Below are 21,491 nucleotides of genomic sequence, written 5' to 3' on the forward strand. Positions count from 1 at the left end.
TCCGGGCTTCGCGCTTCCTGGCCTACCCCCCTTTCAACGCGGCATTCTTGCTTCATGGACCTGATCCTTATCCTCTTGCTTGCCGCCGTGCTGTGCGTGCCCATCACGCAGCGGCTGGGGCTGGGCGCCATTCCGGGTTACCTGATCGCAGGGGTGCTGATCGGGCCGTCCTGCCTGAAGCTGGTGACCAATGTCGACACCATGATCAACGTGTCGCAATGGGGCGTGGTGATGATGCTGTTCATCATCGGGCTGGAGCTGTCGCCCAGGCGGCTATGGGCCATGCGCAACGAGGTCTTCCTGGTTGGAAGCTTGCAGATGCTGGTCTGCGGCTTGCTGCTGGGCTTGGTGTTTGGCGCGGCGCTCAGGCATCTGGCCGGGATGGAATGGCAGGCGGCGGTGTTGTGCGGGCTGTCGCTGGCCTTGTCTTCGACGGCGGTGGCGTTGCGGCTGTTGGATGAGCGCGGCTTGACCCGCACGCCGCTGGGCCGTTCGGCCTTGGGCGTGCTGCTGTTTCAGGACATGGCGGCCATTCCGATGCTGGTGGCGGCGGGCTTGCTGGGGTCTGAGGGCACGTCCGCCCCGTCTTTCAAGGAAGCGCTGATCGCCGTGGCGGTGGTGGCGCTGGCCTACCGGCTGCGGCTCTTGGGCTGGGCCGCCAAGGCGCAGCTGAATGAACTTTTTACCGCGGCGGCCTTGCTCATGGTGGTGGGCGCTGCGCAATTGTTCGACTACGCGGGCCTGTCGGCGGGCTTGGGCGGTTTTCTGGTCGGGGTGTTGATGGCGGAGTCCCGCTATCGGCACGACCTGGAAAAGGCCATCGACCCCTTCAAGGGGCTATTGCTGGGCCTGTTCTTCCTGGCGATCGGCATGTCCGTCAACCTGAAGGTGGTGGCTAACCACTGGACGTTCATCATCGGCTGCGTGGCCGCCTTGCTGGCGATCAAGGCGCTGGTCCTGTATGGATTTGCGCGCTTCATGGGCCTGCCGCGCTACCACCGGCTGCTGTTCGCCATGGTGCTGGCGCAGGGAGGAGAATTCAGTTTCGCCATCTTCAACGAAGCCTGGGACAACCACTTGATCAGCCTGGAACATCGTGACGTGCTGTCGGTGGTGGTCGCCATATCCATGGGCGTGGTGCCGGTGCTGATCAAGTTGTTGGAACGCGTGCCGGAGAACCGTGGCGGTATGGCGGATCTGCCTTCGGCCGCGGATGCCGGGTCTGGCTCGGACTCGTCCGACAAACCACCAAGCGCTTGACCCCGCTGCCCGTGGGGTCATGACAAGATTACCGTCAGGTCGGGCGGCTACACTTGACCTCGTTTCGCTTTTCGTCCCTATGCCAGACCACAGGAGAATGCTCATGCTCAAAGGAAAAGTTGCCCTTGTCACCGGTTCCACCAGCGGTATCGGCCTGGGGATCGCCACCGCCTTCGCCCAGCAAGGCGCTGATATCGTCCTGAATGGTTTTGGCGACGCCGCCGCGATCGAAAAAGAGCGCGCGGGTTTGGCCGAGAAGTACGGCGTGAAGGTGATCTACGACGGCGCCGACCTGTCCAAGGGCGATGCGGTCCGTGGGCTGGTTGAAAACGCGGTGCGCCAGTTGGGCCGTATCGACATCCTGGTCAACAACGCCGGCATCCAGCACACCGCGCTGATCGAAGACTTTCCGGTTGAAAAGTGGGACGCCATCTTGGCGCTGAACCTGTCGGCCGTGTTCCATGGCACGGCGGCCGCGCTGCCGCACATGAAGAAGCAGGGCTTTGGCCGCATTATCAACATTGCCTCGGCGCACGGCCTGGTGGCCTCGGCCAACAAGTCGGCCTATGTGGCGGCCAAGCATGGCGTGGTGGGCTTCACCAAGGTCACGGCGCTGGAAACGGCCGGACAGGGCATCACCGCCAACGCCATCTGCCCGGGCTGGGTCCGCACCCCGCTGGTGGAAAAGCAGATCACGGCCATGGCTGAAAAGAACGGCGTTGACCAGGAAACCGCCGCGCGCGAACTGCTCAGCGAAAAGCAGCCGTCGCTGCAATTCGTGACCCCGGAACAGCTTGGCGGTACCGCCGTGTTCCTGGCATCCGACGCCGCGGCGCAAATTACCGGCACGTCGGTTTCGGTCGATGGTGGCTGGACGGCGCGTTAATAAAGGAACTCTGGAATGTTGTTTTTGCTTTCCCCCGCCAAGAAGCTGGACTACGACTCGCCCCTGCATATCGAGACGCACACCCAGCCGCTGTTCGTGGATCAGGCCGCCGGCCTGATCAAGGTGCTGAAGACCAAGTCGGCGGAAGACATCGCTGAATTGATGAGCCTGAGCCCGGCGCTGTCCGAGCTGAATGCGCAGCGTTACGCGCATTGGAAGCGCAGCCTCACCCAAGCGAATTCACGTCAGGCCGTGTTGGCGTTCAACGGCGATGTGTACGAAGGGCTGGATGCGTCCAGCCTGTCGGCCAAGCAACTGGATTGGGCGCAAGAGCACGTGGCCATCCTCAGTGGCTTGTACGGCGTGCTGCGCCCGTTGGACCTGATGCAGCCGTATCGCCTGGAAATGGGTACGCGTCTGGAGACGTCCAAAGGCAAGAACCTGTATGAGTATTGGGGTTCGACGATTGCCGATTATCTGAATGAGCGTCAGGCGGGCAAGAAGGCGCCGGTGATCGTCAATCTGGCGTCCGAGGAATACTTCAAGTCGGTCGACTTGAAAACGCTGAAGGCGCGCGTGGTGCAATGCGTGTTCCAGGACTGGAAGAACGGCGCCTGGAAAATCATCAGCTTCCACGCCAAGCGCGCGCGCGGGCTGATGGCGCGCTACGCCATCCAGCATAAGGTTGCCAAGCCGGAAGGCTTGCAAGGCTTTGATCTGGAAGGCTACGCCTATGACGCATCGGTTTCAACGGAAGACAAGCTGGTGTTTCGGCGTAAGGTGGGGTGAGTGTGATGGGTTCCGCGCGATCGGCGGTGTGTTCTTACCGGGGCCGATCCGCGCTGCACCCATCCTACGTTTCGGGGCAAACTGGGGCGGTCGTGATGGGTTTCGCGCGATCTGCGGTGTGTTTCTTGGCCGGGGCCAACGCGCGCTGCACCCATCCTACGTTCGTGGCGAATTGGGGCGGTCGTGATGGGTTTCGCGCGATTGGTGGTGGGGTTCTTGGCCGGGGCCAACGCGCGCTGCACCCATCCTACGTTCGTGGCGAATTGGGGCGGTCGTGATGGGTTTCGCGCGATTGGTGGTGGGGTTCTTGGCCGGGGCCAACGCGCGCTGCACCCATCCTACGTTCGTGGTGAACTGGGGCGGTCGTGATGGGTTTCGCGCGATTGGCGGTGTGTTTCTTGGCCGGGGCCAACGCGCGCTGCACCCATCCTACGTTCGTGGCGAATTGGGGCGGTCGTGATGGGTTCCGCGCGATTGGCGGTGGGTTTCTTGGTTGGCGCTAACTCGCGCTGCACCGATCCTACGTTCCGGGCAAATTGGCATGATCGTAGGATGGGTGTGGCGCGAGATTGTCTAAAAAAGAAAGAAACCGCTCAACGCTGTATGGACCGGGGACATGGGTAACGGGTGTTCGGGGACATAGGTAACACTTCTAGCATCACGGTATGGTCGTTTTTAGGAGCGAGCGATGCCGTGGAAGGAGTCAAGCCTTATGTCCTGCCGAATGGAGTTCGTTCAGCTTGCCCTGCAACCGGGCAGCAATGTGCGGGAGCTTTGCCGGCGTTTCGATATCAGCGCCAAGACCGCCTACAAGTGGTTGGGCCGCTACGAGCGGAACGGCCAGGCTGGGTTGCAAGATCTGTCTCGCAGGCCTGGCAATAGTCCTGGGCGCACGTGTGAGCAAATCGAAGCGCAGGTGATCGACCTGCACAAGCGTTACCCGTACTGGGGGCCTCGCAAGTTGCGGGCGCTGCTTGGGCCGACTACGGCGCCCGCGCCCAGTACCATCTCGGCAATTTTGCGACGACATGGCTATCGGGTCCAAGGCGAGGACTCGAACGTCGGGCTGGCGAACCAGCGCTTTGAGCATGAAGCGCCAAACCTGTTGTGGCAGATGGACTTCAAGGGGCACTTTGCCCTGACCGACGCGCGTCAGGGACGGTGCCATCCGCTGACGCTATTGGACGATCACTCACGCTACGCCCTGTGCATCCAGGCTTGTGGCGATGAGCGCAGCAAAACCGTGCAGCAGCACCTGAAGGCCGTATTTCGCCGTTACGGATTGCCCGAACGGATCACCGCGGATAACGGCCCATCCTGGGCATCGGTGCGCGGCCTGGGGCTGACAGGCCTGGAGGTTTGGCTCATGCGGCTGGGTGTGCGTATCAGCCACAGTCGTCCTCGCCACCCGCAAACCCAGGGCAAGCTAGAACGCCTGCATCGAACGCTCAAGCGCGAGTTGATCCAGGCCCGGGGGTTTAGCAGTCTGCTGGACTGCCAGCAAGCCATGGATCAGTGGCGTGAACAGTACAACCACGTCCGGCCCCACCAGGCGTTGGGGCAGATGCCGCCCCTGTCGAGATATAGACCTAGCCCTCGTCGCTATCCTGCCTCGTTGCCTCCGATCGAATACGAGCCGGGCGATCGAGTGCTCAAGGTCAGGACCAAGGGGCAGATCATTGTGAACGGACGCGTCGTCTTCGTCGGAGAGGGAATGGCGGGTCTGCCGGTCGCGGTCAGACCCTCCTCGCAAGACGGCGTGCTCGATGTCGTCTTCCTGTACAAAATTGTCCAACAGATCGACCTCAGAGCACGCCAATAGGATAAAAACCTATGTGTTACCCATGTCCCCGAACATGTGTCACCCATGTCCCCGGTCCATACAAACGCGCGAACCCATCAAGCAGCGCTGAATTCTTAACAGGATCAGCCACGAGCTTACGGTTGTCTGATGGGTTCCGCGCGATCGGCGGCATCTTCTTGCCCACGCCAACGCGCGCTGCACCCATCCTACCTATCCAACCGCATCATTCACGCTGCCGCCGCCACGGGCGGGGCATGCGTGGGGTCGGCCAGCGCTTGTAGCTCCTGGCGGATCATGTGTGCTGCTTTCAGCATCTGTTTCAGCGGATAGGCCAATGCCGCCTGTTCGCCTGCCGTGTCGAATTGCGTGGGCAGGGTCGTGGCGATCTGGGGGCGCTTTTCGTCCAGCAGGTCGACCATGCCGTTCAGCGCCAACTGCACCGCTTCAGGTGTTTTGGGTAGCGCCGCCAGAATGGGTATCGCCGCCGTGATCTGCGAGGCCAGAACGTGGTTCTGGATCAGCAGGTTGTTCAATTCCGGCACGCTGAGCTGATGCGATTTGGGTTCGCTCATCATGCGGTAGAACGCTTCGGCGAAATTGCTGAATGCAATGTGCACGTTCTTGCGCGCCAGGCGCCAGGCCAGGTCCGCATCGATGACGGCGGGGGTGTCCGCGGCGGTGGTGGCGCTCGTTGTAGCGTTCGCGGCTGCCGTCGTGGCTGTATTCGTACCCGCAGTCGTGGCAAGCCCCGCATTCGTTTGCATGGCTTCTACGTAGCGCAGCCCGGCCAGCAAGTATTCCCGGTTGGCGCGGGTGGCGGCGGCGGCCAGCGGTTTCAGATAGCGTGCTTCCCACCACGGCAGGATGTAGCTGCAGATCAGCGCCAGCGCGCAGCCCAGCAATGTGTCGATGGCGCGTTCACCGATCACCGCCATCGACACGGTGCCCGGCGACACGAAATGGAACACCAGCACCACGAAGAGCGTGTTGAAAATGGCGCTGGCCATGTAGTTCAGTTGCACCAGGCTGTTGCCCATGATGCAGGCGCCCAGCAGCACGGCGAACAGGATCTCGGGGCTGTCGGTCAGGTTGAACAGCAGCAGCGCGCAGATGCAGCCGATCAAAGTACCGCCCAACCGCCAGCCATTGCGCTGCCGCGTCAGCGCGAAGCCGGGCTTCATGATGATGACGATGGTCAGCATGATCCAGTAGTTGTGCGCGGAAAATTCCGGCGACAGCCAGCGGCTGGCCAGCGTCATGGCAATGGCGGCGGCCGCCGTCACGCGCAGCGCATAACGGAAGTGCGGCGAATCCAGCCGCAGGTTGCTGGTCAACAGCCCAAAGCGGAATTCCTGGCGCGAGATAAAGCGCGTCAACGACTTGTTGATGCGCAGCACGTCGGTGGGCTTGGCGTCCGGCGATGCCGCCGTGTGGTCGGCCAGGCGGTCGACAATGCGGGCCGAATTGCGCAGGCGGCGCAGTACCTGGATGATCAGCGCCAGCATCTCGGGTTCGCGCTCGCCCAGACCTTGCTGCTTGAGCTGTTCAATTTCGTATTCGATGGCGCGCAGCTCCGCCTTGGCGCTGCTGCGGTACTGCACCTGGCGACCACGCGACACGTCCAGTGCAATGCGGTTGAGTTCCAACGACATCTTCACCAGCGCGTCGCGCATGAACATCAGGCAGTCGTTGCCGGCCAGCGTGCGGCGCAGCGCGGCGTAGTCGGTGTGGGTGGCGACCAGCGTGTCCAGCAGTTGCAGCATGTCGACGAACATGTTCCAGATCATCACGCGCTGACGGTCGCCCACGCCCTTGCCTCGGGGCAGGGCGCGCAGCACCATGTCGCGCGCGGCCTGGTGTTTTTCCGTCATGACAGACTGGCGTTGGATCAGGGTGCGATAGGCCTCGTCCAGGTCGGCCGTCTCGTCGTAGAAGGCGGCGCGGGCGGCCACGTAGTCGGCCGTGGCGAACAGCGCCACCGACATGGCCTGCTGTTCCTCGCGCAGCCAGAACAAGCGCGAAAATCCCAGGCTGAACACTACATAGAAAAGCGCCCCGCCCAAGGTGGCGACCGCGTGCGCGAAGACTTCGTGCGGCTGTAGCGGCGAATGCATCGTCAAGGTCATCAGCAGCAGGCCGGCAAAGCCGATCAGCCCGCCGCGCTTGCCGAACACGGTGAACATCGAATAGACGAAGCACTGTGCAATCACCACCAGCCAGATCAGGATGGGGTTCGTGGATGCGAGCCCCGTGATGATGACGGTAACGGTGCCCAGCGCGGCCCCGCCCAGCATTTCGTTGGTGCGATGACGCTGCGGGCCGCCCGGTTGGTCGATGATGGCCAGGCACTGCGCGCCAAAGGTCGCGACCAGCCCGGTGGTGTAGTTACCGAACAGCCCGCCCAGCACCAGCACGGGCAACAGCATGCCAACCCCCTGGCGCACCCCTCCGAAGAAGTAGTGGCTGTAGAGGAAACGGCGAATGCTGGCAATGCGCAAATCCATGGGACGGAACTGGGTTCGGGACGACGCAACAAGTATAGAGACGCTGGTGGAATTTTTGGGGTCGGATGGTTACAGGACTTTCCCTGTCAGACCGGCTGCATCGCGCGCGCAACGGTCGTTTCACGTCGATTTGCTACCTTTGACGCAACGCGGTAAATTCCACCTCTTGCGCCGGTCTGCCTATCCGATACCGGCGCGTTGAGGCGGATGGTACGGGTCACCTCCCCAGCCATCCTGCCGCAGTGATACTTGCTGTTGGCCGCGCCACAAGCGTGTGTTGCCAAAGCTTCCATTTCGACCTCCAGCGTCCCCAAGGGGCGTTTGCACTGCGTTCTGTCGAGCGTGTGCCGGGTCGGCAGGGTGTCCGGGTGGCGTGGCTCCGTGAGCCGCTAAGCGCCGGATCATGTTGTCGTAGCCGGTATGGGTTCCGTTGCCGCCGTATCCGGGCGAGCAGCAGTCAGGGTTGCAGGGCCGGTACTGAAAGGAAATAAACATGGAAATGAATGGCGCCGATATCGTCGTGCGCTGCCTGGCCGATGAGGGCGTGGAACACGTTTTCGGCTACCCCGGCGGCGCAGTGCTTTACATCTACGACGCGATCTTCAAGCAAGACAAATTTCAGCATATCCTGGTTCGTCACGAGCAAGCCGCCGTGCACGCCGCCGATGCCTATTCGCGCTCGTCGCAAAAGGTTGGCGTCTGCCTCGTGACCAGCGGCCCGGGCGTGACCAATGCCGTCACCGGCATCGCCACCGCCTATATGGATTCCATCCCCATGGTCATCATCAGCGGGCAAGTGCCCACTGCGGCCATCGGCGAAGATGCGTTCCAGGAATGCGACACCGTCGGCATCACGCGCCCCTGCGTCAAGCACAACTTCCTGGTGCGTGACGTCAAGGACCTGGCCGAAACCATGCGCCGCGCGTTCTACATCGCGCGCACGGGCCGTCCCGGCCCGGTGCTGGTGGATATCCCCAAGGACATCACCGTCGCGCAGTGCAAGTACACGCCGCCCAAGGGCGAGATCTCGATGCGTTCCTACGCGCCCGTCAACAAGGGCCACCAGGGGCAAATCAAAAAAGCCGTGCAGATGCTGCTGACCGCCGAACGGCCCATGATCTACACGGGCGGCGGCGTCATCCTGTCGAACGCCGCGCCCGAGTTGAACAAGCTGGTGTCGCAACTGGGCGCGCCGTGCACCAGCACCCTGATGGGTCTGGGCGGCTACCCGGCCAGCAGCGGCCAGTTCGTGGGCATGCCCGGCATGCACGGCACCTACGAAGCCAATATGGCGATGCAGCATTGCGACGTGCTGCTGGCCATTGGCGCGCGTTTCGATGACCGCGTGATCGGCAACCCCAAGCACTTCGCGCAGAACGCCCGCAAGATCATCCATATCGATATTGATCCGTCGTCGATCTCCAAGCGCGTGCGCGTGGACGTCCCGATCGTGGGTAACGTCAAGGATGTGCTGGCTGACCTGTCCGCCCAATACGAAGTGGCGGCCGCCGAGCACAAGCCCGCGTCCATCACCAAGTGGTGGGAGCAGGTCGAGACCTGGCGCGGCAAGGAATGCCTGAAGTTCGCCAACTCGGACGAAGTCATCAAGCCGCAATACGTGGTGGAAAAGCTCTGGGAAGTGACGGGTGGCGACGCCTTCGTCACGTCCGACGTGGGCCAGCACCAGATGTGGGCGGCCCAGTACTACAAGTTCGACAAGCCGCGCCGCTGGATCAACTCCGGCGGCCTGGGCACCATGGGTGTGGGGCTGCCGTACGCAATGGGCGTGCAGATGGCCAACCCTGGGCACGACGTCGCCGTCATCACCGGCGAAGCGTCAATCCAGATGAACATCCAGGAACTGTCGACCTGCCACCAATACCGCCTGACGCCCAAGATCGTCTGCCTGAACAACCGTTTTCTGGGCATGGTCCGGCAATGGCAGCAGATCGATTACGGCTCGCGCTATTCCGAGTCCTACATGGATTCGCTGCCCGACTTCGTCAAGGTGGCCGAGGCCTATGGCCACGTGGGTCTGCGTATCGAGCGTCCGGCGGATGTCGAACCCGCGCTGCGCGAAGCCTTTGGCAAGCACAAGGAACGCCTGGTTTTCCTGGACTTCATCACCGACCGCACCGAAAACGTGTGGCCGATGGTCAAGGCCGGCCGTGGGCTGACCGAAATGCTGCTTGGCTCTGAAGACCTGTAAGGAGGCCCCCATGAAGCACGTGATTTCCGTCCTCCTCGAAAACGAACCCGGCGCGCTGTCGCGCGTGGTGGGGCTGTTTTCCGCGCGGGGCTACAACATTGAAACCCTGACCGTGGCGCCCACCGAGGACGCCACGCTGTCGCGCATGACCATCGTGACCACCGGTTCCGATGACGTGATCGAACAGATCACCAAGCACCTGAACCGCCTGGTGGATGTCGTTAAAGTGGTGGACCTGACCGAAGGCGCCCACATCGAGCGCGAGCTGATGCTCGTGAAGGTGCGCGCCGTGGGCAAGGAACGCGAAGAGATGAAGCGCATGGCGGATATTTTCCGCGGCCGCATCATCGACGTGACCGACAAGTCCTACACCATCGAATTGACCGGGGTGCAGGAAAAAGTACAGGCCTTCCTGGAGGCCCTGGACCGCAGTGCCATCCTTGAAACCGTACGCACCGGCGTGTCCGGCATCGGACGCGGTGAACGGATTTTGAAGATTTGACCGGCCTTCCAGGCCACGCCACACCCTACATCTGAATTAATCGAATATCCAAAATACTGGAATCTGGAGCACAACCATGAAAGTTTTCTACGACAAAGACTGCGATCTGTCCCTCATCAAAGGCAAGACCGTTGCCATCATCGGCTACGGTTCGCAAGGCCACGCGCACGCGCAGAACCTGCATGAATCGGGCGTGAAGGTCATCGTCGGCCTGCGCAAGGACGGCGCTTCGTGGAACAAGGCCGCCAACGCTGGCCTGGAAGTCAAGGAAGTGGCTGACGCCGTGAAGGCCGCCGACATCGTCATGATGTTGCTGCCCGACGAGAACATCGCCTCGGTCTACAACAAGGAAGTGCACGGCAACATCAAGGCCGGCGCTGCCCTGGCTTTCGCCCACGGCTTCAACGTCCACTACGGCCAGGTCGTGCCGCGTGAAGACATCGACGTCATCATGATCGCCCCGAAGGCGCCCGGCCACACGGTGCGCAACACGTACAAGCAAGGTGGCGGCGTGCCCCACCTGGTGGCCGTGTACCAAGACAAGTCGGGCGCCGCGCGTGACGTGGCCCTGTCGTACGCCAGCGCCAACGGCGGCGGCCGTGCCGGCATTATCGAAACCAACTTCCGCGAAGAAACCGAAACCGACCTGTTCGGCGAACAGGCCGTGCTGTGCGGCGGTACCGTCGAACTGATCAAGGCCGGTTTCGACACGCTGGTGGAAGCCGGCTACGCGCCCGAAATGGCGTACTTCGAATGCCTGCACGAACTGAAGCTGATCGTTGACCTGATCTATGAAGGCGGCATCGCCAACATGAACTACTCGATCTCGAACAACGCCGAATTCGGCGAGTACGAAACGGGTCCGAAGATCGTCACCGACGAAACCCGCAAGGCCATGCGCCAGTGCCTGACGGACATCCAGACCGGCGAATACGCCAAGAAGTTCATCCTGGAAAACACCGCCGGCGCCCCGACGCTGACCTCGCGCCGCCGCATCAACGCGGAATCGCAGATCGAGCAAGTGGGTGGCAAGCTGCGCGCCATGATGCCCTGGATCGCCGCCAACAAGCTGGTGGACAAGTCCAAGAACTGATCGGCGCCCGGCGCGGGCTGGTCCCGCGCCCCGTCCGGCAAGACGGCATGCCTCCAAAGGGCATGCCGTTTTTTATTGCCTTTTCCCCAGGCACGGCACTTGCTCTGTCCCGCAAGCGGGGCCATATGAGTTAACCTTTCACAGTCCGTTGTAAGTTATTGAGACCATGCCCAATTTTTCCATGCGCGATTCCGAGAACCGCCACCGAAGTATCTACTTGCTGCCCAACGCATTCACCACCGCTGCGCTGTTTGCGGGGTTCTATGCCGTGGTGCAGGCAATGAATGATCGCTTCGAAGTTGCCGCCATCGCCATTTTCGTGGCCATGGTGCTGGATGGCATGGATGGCCGGGTGGCTCGCCTGACCAACACGCAGTCGGCATTCGGTGAACAATATGACTCCTTGTCTGACATGACGTCCTTCGGCGTGGCGCCCGCGCTGGTCATGTACGAATGGATCTTGAATGATTTGGGCCGCTGGGGTTGGCTGGCCGCCTTTGTCTATGTGGCAGGCGCCGCGCTGCGCCTGGCGCGCTTCAATACCAATATCGCCGTCGTCGACAAACGTTATTTCCAAGGCTTGCCCAGCCCGGCCGCTGCCGCGCTGGTGGCGGGTTTTGTATGGCTGGCGGTGGACAACAAGCTGCCCATTCACGACAGCCTGATGGCCTGGGTGGCGTTCACGCTGACCATGTACGCGGGCATCACCATGGTGTCCAACGCCCCGTTCTTCAGCGGCAAGAGCTTTGCGCTGGGTCGCAGCGTGCCGTTCTGGGGCATCTTGCTGGTGGTGGCGGTATTCGTGTTCGTCTCCAGCGACCCCCCGGTTGTGCTGTTCGGCCTGTTCGTGCTGTATGGCTTGTCGGGTTGGGTCATGTGGGGCTGGCGCTGGAACAAGGCGCGCCGCCTGACGCAAGAGCGCCGCAGCCATTCGTCCTGATCCGCTGACCGCTGCTTCAAATCGCAGCCGCAAAAAAAACCGCCAAGTAAATATTGGCGGGTTTTTTGTTGGTGGTGAATTCAGCGCCACATGAACCTGTCGTCGTCGTACATGGGATCGGGGCCGGGATGGAAGTGTGTCACCTTGCTGCCGTCGCGGCTCATGTAGACGTACATCAGCGAATTCCACACGCCGTTTTCCTTGTACCGGTACGACCACACGACTTCGCGCTTTTCGCCCAGGCCCGTGACATCGATTTGGGCGGGCGGCCCGAATTCGCAGCGCACGCGGTCGGGGCCCCAGTCGCCGGTTTCCAGCACTTTGAAGTGCGCATCCGTCAGCAGCGGCAGCACCTGGCCCACGCGACCGTCCGTGCCCACGTTGGTGCCCCAGGCGTATTGCCCCATGGGTTGTTGCGTCCAGATCACCCGGCGCCCGCCGCCGGCTTGCGGGCATTCGAAGTTGGGCTGGCCGAATTGGGTAAGCACTTCGCCGTAGGGGGTGCCGGGCGGGATCTGGGTCATGTTGGCGCAAGCCGCCAGGCTGGCGATCGCCAGGGTAGCCAGGGCCGCGCGCGCGGGTCTGAAATATTTAGACATGTATTTGCTCCTCAAGGGTGCCGCTCGGGCGCTGCGGGCCGGTGCCGCCCCCAAAACCACCTGTGGGGTAATTCTAGCGAATCAGCTATAATCGCCGAGCTTTATCAAGTGTATTGATTTTGCAAGATGCTTTGCGCCGGCAGTCCGGCTGCGGAGTGACCCCCAAGCCGTAAGCAATTCGTGTGTGGTGGGCCATTCTGGCAGCTATTGAAGCAGCAGTGAGAAAGCAAAAACGCTTATCGCCGGAATTCACGCAAATTTTTTCCAAACCACGTCAGGGCACCTCGGCCCTGTCGCATGTCCGAAGAGGTCATCAATGTCTGTAGCTGACATCAAGAAATCCGATATCGTTGCGCAATTCCAACGCGCTCAAGGCGATACCGGCTCCCCCGAAGTTCAGGTGGCTCTGCTCACCGCCCGTATCAACGAACTGACTGGTCACTTCAAAGAACACATGAAGGACCATCACTCGCGCCGCGGTCTGCTGCGTATGGTCAGCCGTCGCCGCAAGCTGCTCGACTATCTCAAGGGCCGCAATCCCGATTCGTACCGCGCTCTGATCGAAAAACTCGGTCTGCGCAAGTGATCGACGGGGCTGGCTCCCCATGACGCAACCGTGGTCGGTGCGACGTATTGTCGCAGCGGCCACGGTTTTTCATTTGTAAGGAATAATCGTCATGTTCAACAAAGTGACAAAATCGTTCCAGTACGGCCAGCACACGGTCGTCCTGGAAACTGGCGAGATCGCTCGCCAGGCCTCCGGCGCCGTTGTGGTGTCGATCGAGGACACCGTTGTCCTGGCCACCGTTGTGGCTTCCAAGAAGGCCAAGCCGGGTCAAACGTTTTTCCCGCTGACCGTCGACTACATCGAGAAGACCTACGCTGCCGGCCGTATTCCGGGTGGGTTCTTCAAGCGTGAAGGCAAGCCCTCCGAAAAGGAAACGCTGACCTCGCGCCTGATCGATCGTCCGCTGCGTCCGCTGTTCCCCGAAGACTTCTACAACGAAGTCCAAGTGGTCATCCACACGCTGTCGGTCAATCCCGAGATTGATCCCGACATCGCCGCCATGATCGGCGCATCGGCTGCGCTGGCCATCTCCGGCATCCCGTTCAACGGCCCGATCGGCGCCGCGCGCGTTGGCTACATCGATGGCCAATACGCCCTGAACCCGACCGCATCGCAACTGAAGTCGTCCAAGCTGGACCTGGTGGTTGCCGGTACGGAAAACGCCGTGCTGATGGTGGAATCGGAAGCTCAACAGCTGTCCGAAGAAATCATGCTGGGCGGCGTGGTCTACGGCCACGAGCAAATGCAGGCTGTCATCAACGCCATTCACGAACTGGTGAAGGACGCTGGCAAGCCCGATTGGGACTGGCAAGCGCCGGCCAAGGACGAAGCCCTGATCGCCGCCGTGACCGCGGCTGCCCAGGAAGGCCTGAACGCCGCCTACCAGATCCGCGAAAAGCAAGCCCGCACCGCCAAGCTGCGTGAAGTGTCGGCTGACGTGTCGGCCAAGCTGGCTGCCGCCGCTGCCGAAAAGGGCGAGTCCGCCCCTGACGCCGTGACCGTCGACAACATCATGTTCTCGCTGGAATCGGCCATCGTTCGCGGTCAGATCCTGAACGGTGAACCGCGTATCGACGGTCGCGACACTCGCACCGTGCGCCCCATCAGCGTGCGTCTGGGCGTGCTGCCCCGCGCACACGGCAGCGCGCTGTTCACCCGTGGTGAAACGCAAGCGCTGGTCGTGGCCACGCTGGGCACCAAGCAAGACGAGCAGATCATCGACGCGCTCATGGGTGAATACCGCGACCGCTTCATGATGCACTACAACATGCCTCCGTTCGCCACCGGCGAAACGGGCCGCATCGGTGTGCCCAAGCGCCGCGAAATCGGCCACGGCCGTCTGGCCAAGCGTTCGCTGATCCCGCTGCTGCCGGCGCCGGAAGACTTCCAATACACGATCCGCATCGTGTCGGAAATCACCGAGTCCAACGGCTCGTCGTCGATGGCTTCGGTCTGCGGCGGCTCGCTGGCCATGATGGACGCCGGCGTGCCGGTCAAGGATCACGTGGCCGGTGTGGCCATGGGCCTGATCCTGGACGGCGGCAAGTTCGCCGTGCTGACCGACATTCTGGGTGACGAAGATCACCTGGGCGACATGGACTTCAAGGTTGCGGGCACCGAAAACGGCGTCACCGCACTGCAGATGGACATCAAGATCCAGGGCATCACCAAGGAAATCATGCAAGTGGCGCTGGCGCAAGCCCGCGAAGGCCGCCTGCACATCCTGACCAAGATGAAGGAAGCGCTGGACGGTTCGCGTGGCGAGCTCTCGGCTTTCGCCCCGCGCATGCTGACCATCAAGATCAACCCCGAGAAGATCCGCGACGTGATCGGCAAGGGCGGCGCCACCATCCGCGCGCTGACCGAAGAAACCGGCACGCAGATCGACATCTCCGACGACGGCACGATCGTGATCGCCAGCGTCGACGAAGTGCAGGCCAAAGAAGCCCAGCGCCGCATCGTCGAACTGACCGCCGACGTCGAAGTGGGCCAGATCTACGAAGGCTCGGTCCTGCGTCTGCTGGACTTCGGCGCCATCGTGCAAGTGCTGCCGGGCCGCGACGGTCTGCTGCACATCTCGGAAATCGCCAATTACCGCATCGCGAACATCAATGATGTGCTGAAGGTCGGCCAGCAAGTCCGCGTCAAGGTCATCGAGGCCGACGACAAGGGCCGCCTGCGCCTGTCCATCAAGGCAATCGGCGGTATCGAAGCGCAGCAACCCGCTGCCGCTCCGGAAGCTGCCCCCCAATCGGAACCGCAAGCTGAATAAGCTGGCAGGCTGATTGAACGAAGAACGGCGCCGCAAGGCGCCGTTTTTTTTGGGCCATGACCGCCTTTCCTGTAAAGTCTTGCGCCAGACGGAGGGAAAAACGGATGATCCAAGCATGACGGGCTGGGCGGCTGGCGCCACCGCCGTGGCGCTGCTTGCCGCACTGCTGACTGGCTGCATGAGCAGCCCCGGTCCGGGCCAACGCGGCCCCAAGGGCGAAGCCATGTCCGCCGACCAGTTCGGCCAGACCGACTTCAATCGCACGGTCACGCTGGAAGTGCGCGACAACCTGGACAGCCTGTATTTGCTGCTCGACAAGCTCTACCGCCGCAATCCCCGGGAATGGCGCAAGACCGGCGTGGCGGACCATAAGACCGCTGTTGACCGCGTCAAGCACGCCATCGAAGTCCGTGTTCCGCCCAGCGACCTGGCCGGCCTGCGAGACATCCAGATCCTGGCCGTGTCATTGGACCCGAACTACACCGGCGACCGCGTCGGCGCCTTTATCTATGGCCTGGCCGACACCCTTATCGCGGCGCACAACGGCAAGACCCGCCTGTACGCCACCGACGCGCTGGATGGTCAGCGGGTCTACAATGCCGCACGGAACGTCGAGGCGGCCGCCTGGCTGCTGGCGTCGCGCCGCAACAACCAGGGCGAGCTGCTTTTGCTGGCGAACGAAATCTCTCCCACCGCCACGAACCTGAGCTTCGAGCGCGAGTTCGGCGCCATCATCGGCCGGCTGGACCTGATCGCCAACCTGCTGGGCGAGAATTCGCGCCGCATTGGCATCAACTATGCGCAGGGTCTCCTGCTGTTCAATTTCTTGCCTGTGCGCTAACAGGATCTTCCCATCGTGATCGATATTGTTTCCATCCAGACCGCCCGCGACAACCTGCGCGGCCAGGTGCTGAAGACCCCCTTCACCCTGTCGCGCACGCTGTCCGACATCTTCGGCGCCGAGATCTGGCTGAAGTTCGAGAACCTGCAATTCACGGCATCGTTCAAGGAACGCGGCGCCCTGAACCGCATGTTGACCTTGTCGGACGATGAGCGCGCCAAGGGCGTGATCGCCGTGTCGGCCGGCAACCACGCGCAGGGCGTGGCCTACCATGCGCAGCGCATGGGCGTGCCGGCGGTGATTGTGATGCCGCGTTTCACGCCCACCGTCAAAGTCGCCAACACGCGCCGGTTTGGCGCGGAGGTGGTGCTGGCGGGCGACACGTTCGATGACGCCAAAGCGCACGGCTACGAGCTCGCGCAAGCGCGCGGCCTGATCATGATCCACCCCTACGACGACGAAGCCGTCATTTCGGGGCAGGGCACCGTGGCGCTGGAAATGCTGGAAGACCAGCCGGATCTCGACACGCTGGTGATCGCCATTGGCGGCGGCGGCCTGATTGCAGGGATGGCCACGGCGGCCAAGGCCTTGAAGCCCGGCATCGAGATCGTGGGCGTGCAGACCGAACGTTTTCCGTCCATGTACGCCGCCGTCAAGGGCGTAACCATGCCGCAGGGGCAATACACCATCGCGGAAGGCATCGCGGTGAAGTCGCCAGGCGCCTTGACCCAGCCGATCGTGAGCCAGTTGGTTGACCACATCGAACTGGTCAGTGAAAGTGATATCGAGCACGCCATCGTCGTGCTGCTGGAAATTGAGAAGACCGTGGTCGAAGGCGCGGGGGCCGCGGGCCTGGCCGCACTGCTGCGTGCGCAGGAAGCGGGCAGCGATCGTTTCAAGGGCAAGCGCATCGGCCTGGTGCTGACCGGCGGCAACATCGATCCCCTGATGTTGGGCGAACTGATCGAACGCGGGATGGTGCGCGCCGGTCGTCTGGCCCGCATCCGGGTTGACCTGCGCGACTTGCCGGGCGCTCTGGCGCACGCTACCAAGCTCATCGCCGACGCGCAGGCGAACATCACTGAAGTGCACCACCAGCGCGCCTTCACTTCCCTGCCGGTGCGCAATGTGGAAGTGGACTTCGTGCTGCAGACGCGCGGGCCGGAACATATTCTTGAAGTCATCGACGTGCTGAACGCCGCGGGCTTCGCGGCCAGTAACCACGACCATTGATGGCGGCGGCTCAATGCCGCGCACAGATCAAGCCCGTCTCGACCGCAGGCGCCCGCACTTTGCGGGCGTTTTCGTTTCGTCCGCGCCCTCCAGTCGGAAGTCGTTGCAAAAAAAAGTGCAACACGCGCAATGCCCGTTTAACTTTTTTTTCCGATCAGGGAACTTTTTTTGTTGCGGCAAACACCCCCATGGCGCCTGGGCTGAAAGCAATTTGAAGGAATTCTGTAAGCCGCCATCTCGGCCAGGAGGGAACAATCTGTCCACTATTTGACCTAGGGATATCCCGGAAAAAGTTATGGTTCCCCCGGATGTTCGATATGTCGCCATGCGATTTAGCATCTCCCACTTCGCTTTTCCGCCTGCCGATTCTTGTGGGCGGGAAGGCGTTGAGATATGCGCGCGCCACTTTTTCCAGCGATGTTCCGGCGCGTCAGACTAGGGAGACTGCAGCTTGATAAGAAACAGACAGGACTTTTGGTCCGGAGCCATGTTTATTGCTTTAGGGGGGGCCTTTTCCGTACAGGCCACCGAATATTCCATGGGAAGCGCGGCCCGCATGGGACCGGGATATTTCCCGTTCTGGCTCGGCATCGTGCTGGCGTTGATGGGCGCGGTTGTGCTGATCAGCGCACTGGCCAAGAAGGCCGAGACGACCACAATCACTCGCTACGATTTCCGCATCCTCTTCCTGGTGATCGGTTCGGTCGTGTTCTATGGTTTCGCGCTGCGTTACCTGGGGCTGTACATCTCGGTATTCCTGCTGGTTCTCATCAGCAGCCTTGCCAGCCATGAATTCAATTGGAAAGTCGCGGTCGCCAACGGCCTGTTCCTCGTGGCGTTCTCCTACCTTGCGTTCATACGCGGCCTGGGTTTGATATTTCCGCTGTGGCCCAGCGCTTTCGGCAACTAGGAAACAACAATGGAACTTCTACAAAACCTGATGCTGGGTTTCTCGGTGGCGTTCACGCCGGAAAACCTCAGCTATGCATTCCTGGGTTGCCTGTTGGGCACGCTGGTCGGCGTTCTGCCGGGGCTGGGGCCTGTTCCCACCATCGCCATGTTGCTCCCCATCACGTATGTGTTGCCGCCCACGGCCGGCCTGATCATGCTGGCGGGCATTTACTACGGCACCCAATATGGCGGTTCGACCACGGCCATTCTGGTGAACTTGCCGGGTGAGACATCCGCGGTGGTGACGGTGCTGGACGGCCACCAGATGGCACGCAATGGCAGAGCGGGCGCCGCGCTGTCGCTTGCCGCCATTGGCTCATTCTTCGCCGGTAGCGTGGCCACCGTGCTGATTGCCGCGTTTGCGCCACCCTTGGCGGAAGTGGCATTTGCCTTCGGCCCGGCGGAGTACTTTTCGCTGATGGCATTGGGGCTGATCGGCGCGGTCGTGCTCGCTTCCGGCTCGCTGCCCAAGGCCATCTGCATGATCTTGCTGGGTTTGCTGCTGGGCATGGTGGGTACCGACGTCAATTCCGGGGTCGCTCGCTACGACTTCAGCATTCCGGAATTGCAGGACGGTATCGACTTCGCGATCGTGGCCATGGGTGTTTTCGGCCTGTCGGAAATCATGGCCAACCTGGAGCAGAAAGAGAACCGCGTCGAGATTACCGACAAGGTGGGTTCGTTGTACCCCAGCCGCCAAGAGTTCCGCGAAGCGGCGCCCGCCATCGTCCGGGGCACCGCCCTGGGTTCGGCGTTGGGTATCTTGCCCGGCGGTGGTTCGGTGTTGTCGGCGTTTGCTTCGTACACGCTTGAAAAGAAGCTGTCGAAAGAACCCGAGCGTTTCGGCAAGGGCCACCCAGCCGGCTTGGCCGGCCCTGAGTCCGCCAACAACGCCGGTGCGCAGACCTCGTTCATTCCCTTGCTGACGCTGGGTATTCCCGGCAACGCGGTGATGGCGCTGATGGTGGGGGCAATGACCATCCACAACATCCAGCCCGGCCCGCAGGTGATGACCAGCCACCCCGAACTGTTCTGGGGCCTGATCGCCTCGATGTGGATCGGCAATCTGATGCTGGTGATCCTGAACCTGCCGCTGATCGGCATCTGGGTGAAATTGCTGCGCGTGCCCTACCGCATGCTGTTCCCGGCCATTCTGGTGTTCTGCACGATCGGGGTGTATTCGCTGAACTACAACGTGTTCGACATCTTCATGTTCGCCATCTTCGGCGTCATCGGATATGTGTGGAGCAAATTGGGTTGCGAGGGCGCGCCGCTGCTGCTGGGCCTGGTTCTGGGTCCCATGATGGAAGAAAACTTCCGCCGGGCGCTCTTGCTGTCGCGGGGTGATTTCAGCACCTTCGTCACGCGCCCGCTGTCGGCGACGCTGTTGGCGCTGGCCGCCATCCTGCTGGTGCTGGTGATGTTGCCGGCCCTGCGCAAGAAACGTGAGGAAACGTTCGTCGAGGTCGACTGACCACGGGGAACAAGATTGGCTCCGGGCCTGGTGCGGCGCAAGCTGCCCAGGCTCGCTTTTTTTTAGTCTGATTTGCCGACACGTGCCGCATGTCAGCCTGGGTTTCAGTTTTCTTTCAGTTTTCTTTCAGGTTTCTTTCAGCTTTTTTCAACTGAGTTCACGCGTCACCAGGCTCTTCAAGCCATATAGACGTTCACGATGCAAGATTGTGGGCAGCGGCAGCGGCTCGCGGTCCAACGCGACGTAGTCGGCCGGAATCTGCGCCACCGCCTCGCGCATGCGTGCCGGGTCGGCCTGCCACCATTGCACCAGCATGCGGTCCGGGTTGTAGACGTCCAGCCCCTGGCGGCGCAATTCCGAACGGTTGAAATCCTTCAGGTTCCAGGTCAGCACCTGCACCACGGGCGGCTGCTGCAAGCCACAGCGCGCACGCCGCGCCAATCCGGCCGCAATCACATGGAAGTCCTTCGGATCGCTATAGCGCAACGACGCTTCGTACACTTGCGTGTCGACCTCGTTGGCCTGGGGAAAGCTCGCGTTCATCTCGGCCCAGAACTCGGCCAATACCTCGGGCGGAATATCCCAGATGCGCGCGGCGTTGCGCCGCCATTCCTCACCGATGCGTTCGGTCCAGACGGGCGTGAATACGCCGGCCTCGGCCAGGCGCAACAACAGCCGGCGCAGGATGCCGGACATCAGGACGCACGCGTCCAGGACGATGAAGGGGGCGGGGGCGGGTTGGATGGTCAAGATACGTTCGAGCACCGGCGCGTACGGGAAGAGCGAGCACCGCCGAGGGATGCGGCCCGCAGTCGTCCGGAGAAATTAATAGGAGGCGAGCGCAAGAATAAAGGTTTTTGCCTTGATGCGCCCTGGCCGCTCCCCGACAGGGGAGGCCGCATCGCCCTTGGGCCGCTGCGTGACGCGCGGGCCGTCGGGCGAAGGGGGGCAAGCTCTTGCGGTTAGCGCTTCACGCTCAGTGCGGGCGCAGCGAGCAAGGCTTCCTGGGTCTTGATCAGTGCCGCCTGCGTTGACCGACGGGCGGCCAATCCGAAATCGCGGATGAACTCGCTGTACTCCGCTTCTCCGGCTTCCATCACCGTGATGGTGGTGTCACCATTGTTTGCGGTGCCGCTGACCTTGGTGATCAAGTTAGTGGTGAAGCGAGTGGGAGGCCATGTCACGAAACTGGATGACGATGAGTCCGTCACCAGCGTCGGGACAACCACATAGTCGACGTTATCCGCCGCCGTGGGTTCAGGCGTTTTGATCTTGATGACGTTCGTAAACACATTGCTGAGCATCTTGTAGAACGCCGTCTCGATCTCTTTATAGGGCTGGTAGGTGACTTTGTCGCCACCGCCTCCCGGTGTTTTTACGGTTTTTGCAAGATCCGCTTCGGCGATGTAATAAGCAACGTTGGCGTTAATGCGCGGGGTATCTGCCGGCGCTTCGATTTTGGCGAGGTCTGGAGAGATCGTGATTTTGTGGGCGCAACCGGACGCAACCGCCGCAACGATGGCTAACGCGACCAAGCGAATTATTTTATTCAGCAGCATGGCCGGT

At 61.8% G+C, this 21,491-nt stretch carries 18 protein-coding genes; 14 read left to right on the forward strand and 4 right to left on the reverse strand.

What is annotated here, in order from left to right; all coding sequences use genetic code 11:
• The first annotated feature begins 54 nt into the window (after positions 1-54).
• From ELS24_RS06300 to ELS24_RS06315, 4 genes are all read left to right on the forward strand, one after another.
• Positions 55-1,260: a cation:proton antiporter gene (locus ELS24_RS06300; RefSeq protein WP_127183687.1), complete on the forward strand. Its 1,206-nt coding sequence runs from the start codon at positions 55-57 to the stop codon at positions 1,258-1,260.
• Positions 1,261-1,363: 103 nt separating this feature from the next.
• On the forward strand, positions 1,364-2,146 hold the full coding sequence (locus tag ELS24_RS06305; RefSeq protein ID WP_050447178.1) for a 3-hydroxybutyrate dehydrogenase: 783 nt from the start codon (positions 1,364-1,366) through the stop codon (positions 2,144-2,146).
• A gap of 15 nt (positions 2,147-2,161) precedes the next feature.
• On the forward strand, positions 2,162-2,935 hold the full coding sequence (yaaA, locus tag ELS24_RS06310; protein WP_127183688.1) for a peroxide stress protein YaaA: 774 nt from the start codon (positions 2,162-2,164) through the stop codon (positions 2,933-2,935).
• A gap of 688 nt (positions 2,936-3,623) precedes the next feature.
• A complete protein-coding gene (locus ELS24_RS06315) occupies positions 3,624-4,757 on the forward strand; it encodes an IS481 family transposase (RefSeq protein WP_127183689.1) in 1,134 nt (377 codons plus the stop codon).
• A gap of 209 nt (positions 4,758-4,966) precedes the next feature.
• Here the strand turns inward: ELS24_RS06315 and ELS24_RS06320 are convergent, their stop codons facing one another.
• Complete coding sequence (locus tag ELS24_RS06320; protein WP_127183690.1) at positions 4,967-7,243, reverse strand: FUSC family protein; 2,277 nt, start codon at positions 7,241-7,243, stop codon at positions 4,967-4,969.
• Positions 7,244-7,736: 493 nt separating this feature from the next.
• Between ELS24_RS06320 and ELS24_RS06325 the strand changes: the two genes are divergently transcribed.
• The 4 genes from ELS24_RS06325 (at position 7,737) to pssA (ending at position 11,987) form a co-directional block, all read left to right on the forward strand.
• Positions 7,737-9,452, forward strand: a complete 1,716-nt coding sequence (locus ELS24_RS06325) for an acetolactate synthase 3 catalytic subunit (RefSeq protein ID WP_050447175.1) — start codon at positions 7,737-7,739, stop codon at positions 9,450-9,452.
• Positions 9,453-9,462: 10 nt separating this feature from the next.
• Positions 9,463-9,954, forward strand: a complete 492-nt coding sequence (gene ilvN / locus ELS24_RS06330) for an acetolactate synthase small subunit (protein ID WP_050447174.1) — start codon at positions 9,463-9,465, stop codon at positions 9,952-9,954.
• Positions 9,955-10,030: 76 nt separating this feature from the next.
• The gene (gene ilvC / locus ELS24_RS06335; RefSeq protein ID WP_046807014.1) at positions 10,031-11,047 is read left to right on the forward strand and encodes a ketol-acid reductoisomerase; all 1,017 of its coding nucleotides are present in this window, start codon (positions 10,031-10,033) and stop codon (positions 11,045-11,047) included.
• Positions 11,048-11,213: 166 nt separating this feature from the next.
• Positions 11,214-11,987 (forward strand): CDP-diacylglycerol--serine O-phosphatidyltransferase, encoded by a 774-nt coding sequence (pssA, locus tag ELS24_RS06340; RefSeq protein ID WP_050447173.1) that lies wholly within the window; start codon positions 11,214-11,216, stop codon positions 11,985-11,987.
• A gap of 80 nt (positions 11,988-12,067) precedes the next feature.
• Here the strand turns inward: pssA and ELS24_RS06345 are convergent, their stop codons facing one another.
• On the reverse strand, positions 12,068-12,586 hold the full coding sequence (locus ELS24_RS06345; RefSeq protein WP_050449603.1) for a hypothetical protein: 519 nt from the start codon (positions 12,584-12,586) through the stop codon (positions 12,068-12,070).
• A gap of 316 nt (positions 12,587-12,902) precedes the next feature.
• Here ELS24_RS06345 and rpsO point away from each other — a divergent pair, with 316 nt between their 5' ends.
• From rpsO to ELS24_RS06375, 6 genes are all read left to right on the forward strand, one after another.
• A complete protein-coding gene (gene rpsO, locus ELS24_RS06350) occupies positions 12,903-13,172 on the forward strand; it encodes a 30S ribosomal protein S15 (RefSeq protein ID WP_006223612.1) in 270 nt (89 codons plus the stop codon).
• Between the two features lie 91 nt (positions 13,173-13,263).
• The gene (pnp, locus tag ELS24_RS06355; protein ID WP_050449604.1) at positions 13,264-15,426 is read left to right on the forward strand and encodes a polyribonucleotide nucleotidyltransferase; all 2,163 of its coding nucleotides are present in this window, start codon (positions 13,264-13,266) and stop codon (positions 15,424-15,426) included.
• Positions 15,427-15,541: 115 nt separating this feature from the next.
• On the forward strand, positions 15,542-16,267 hold the full coding sequence (locus ELS24_RS06360; protein ID WP_050449638.1) for a hypothetical protein: 726 nt from the start codon (positions 15,542-15,544) through the stop codon (positions 16,265-16,267).
• 15 nt (positions 16,268-16,282) lie between these two features.
• A complete protein-coding gene (locus ELS24_RS06365) occupies positions 16,283-17,500 on the forward strand; it encodes a threonine ammonia-lyase (RefSeq protein WP_050449605.1) in 1,218 nt (405 codons plus the stop codon).
• Positions 17,501-17,987: 487 nt separating this feature from the next.
• Positions 17,988-18,410 carry a tripartite tricarboxylate transporter TctB family protein gene (locus tag ELS24_RS06370; RefSeq protein WP_050449606.1) on the forward strand — a complete coding sequence of 141 codons (423 nt, stop codon included), beginning with the start codon at positions 17,988-17,990 and terminating at the stop codon, positions 18,408-18,410.
• A 9-nt stretch (positions 18,411-18,419) separates the two neighbouring features.
• Positions 18,420-19,925 carry a tripartite tricarboxylate transporter permease gene (locus ELS24_RS06375; RefSeq protein ID WP_050449607.1) on the forward strand — a complete coding sequence of 502 codons (1,506 nt, stop codon included), beginning with the start codon at positions 18,420-18,422 and terminating at the stop codon, positions 19,923-19,925.
• A gap of 147 nt (positions 19,926-20,072) precedes the next feature.
• Here ELS24_RS06375 and ELS24_RS06380 read toward each other — a convergent pair whose 3' ends face one another.
• Complete coding sequence (locus tag ELS24_RS06380) at positions 20,073-20,621, reverse strand: PIN domain-containing protein (RefSeq protein WP_232312204.1); 549 nt, start codon at positions 20,619-20,621, stop codon at positions 20,073-20,075.
• Between the two features lie 266 nt (positions 20,622-20,887).
• Positions 20,888-21,484, reverse strand: a complete 597-nt coding sequence (locus ELS24_RS06385; RefSeq protein ID WP_127183691.1) for a hypothetical protein — start codon at positions 21,482-21,484, stop codon at positions 20,888-20,890.
• Between the last annotated feature and the right edge of the window lie 7 nt (positions 21,485-21,491).

Source organism: Achromobacter spanius, from assembly GCF_003994415.1.
In the GTDB taxonomy this organism is placed as follows: Bacteria; Pseudomonadota; Gammaproteobacteria; order Burkholderiales; family Burkholderiaceae_B; genus Achromobacter; species Achromobacter spanius_C.

What these genes read in the sequence shown, in the direction of transcription:
- ELS24_RS06300 (WP_127183687.1), top strand. Translation starts at nt 55, where the DNA reads ATGGACCTGATCCTTATCCTCTTGCTTGCCGCCGTGCTGTGCGTGCCC.
- ELS24_RS06305 (WP_050447178.1), top strand. Translation starts at nt 1,364, where the DNA reads ATGCTCAAAGGAAAAGTTGCCCTTGTCACCGGTTCCACCAGCGGTATC.
- yaaA (WP_127183688.1), top strand. Translation starts at nt 2,162, where the DNA reads ATGTTGTTTTTGCTTTCCCCCGCCAAGAAGCTGGACTACGACTCGCCC.
- ELS24_RS06315 (WP_127183689.1), top strand. Translation starts at nt 3,624, where the DNA reads ATGCCGTGGAAGGAGTCAAGCCTTATGTCCTGCCGAATGGAGTTCGTT.
- ELS24_RS06320 (WP_127183690.1), bottom strand. Translation starts at nt 7,243, where the DNA reads ATGGATTTGCGCATTGCCAGCATTCGCCGTTTCCTCTACAGCCACTAC.
- ELS24_RS06325 (WP_050447175.1), top strand. Translation starts at nt 7,737, where the DNA reads ATGGAAATGAATGGCGCCGATATCGTCGTGCGCTGCCTGGCCGATGAG.
- ilvN (WP_050447174.1), top strand. Translation starts at nt 9,463, where the DNA reads ATGAAGCACGTGATTTCCGTCCTCCTCGAAAACGAACCCGGCGCGCTG.
- ilvC (WP_046807014.1), top strand. Translation starts at nt 10,031, where the DNA reads ATGAAAGTTTTCTACGACAAAGACTGCGATCTGTCCCTCATCAAAGGC.
- pssA (WP_050447173.1), top strand. Translation starts at nt 11,214, where the DNA reads ATGCCCAATTTTTCCATGCGCGATTCCGAGAACCGCCACCGAAGTATC.
- ELS24_RS06345 (WP_050449603.1), bottom strand. Translation starts at nt 12,586, where the DNA reads ATGTCTAAATATTTCAGACCCGCGCGCGCGGCCCTGGCTACCCTGGCG.
- rpsO (WP_006223612.1), top strand. Translation starts at nt 12,903, where the DNA reads ATGTCTGTAGCTGACATCAAGAAATCCGATATCGTTGCGCAATTCCAA.
- pnp (WP_050449604.1), top strand. Translation starts at nt 13,264, where the DNA reads ATGTTCAACAAAGTGACAAAATCGTTCCAGTACGGCCAGCACACGGTC.
- ELS24_RS06360 (WP_050449638.1), top strand. Translation starts at nt 15,542, where the DNA reads ATGACGGGCTGGGCGGCTGGCGCCACCGCCGTGGCGCTGCTTGCCGCA.
- ELS24_RS06370 (WP_050449606.1), top strand. Translation starts at nt 17,988, where the DNA reads ATGTTTATTGCTTTAGGGGGGGCCTTTTCCGTACAGGCCACCGAATAT.
- ELS24_RS06375 (WP_050449607.1), top strand. Translation starts at nt 18,420, where the DNA reads ATGGAACTTCTACAAAACCTGATGCTGGGTTTCTCGGTGGCGTTCACG.
- ELS24_RS06380 (WP_232312204.1), bottom strand. Translation starts at nt 20,621, where the DNA reads ATGTCCGGCATCCTGCGCCGGCTGTTGTTGCGCCTGGCCGAGGCCGGC.
- ELS24_RS06385 (WP_127183691.1), bottom strand. Translation starts at nt 21,484, where the DNA reads ATGCTGCTGAATAAAATAATTCGCTTGGTCGCGTTAGCCATCGTTGCG.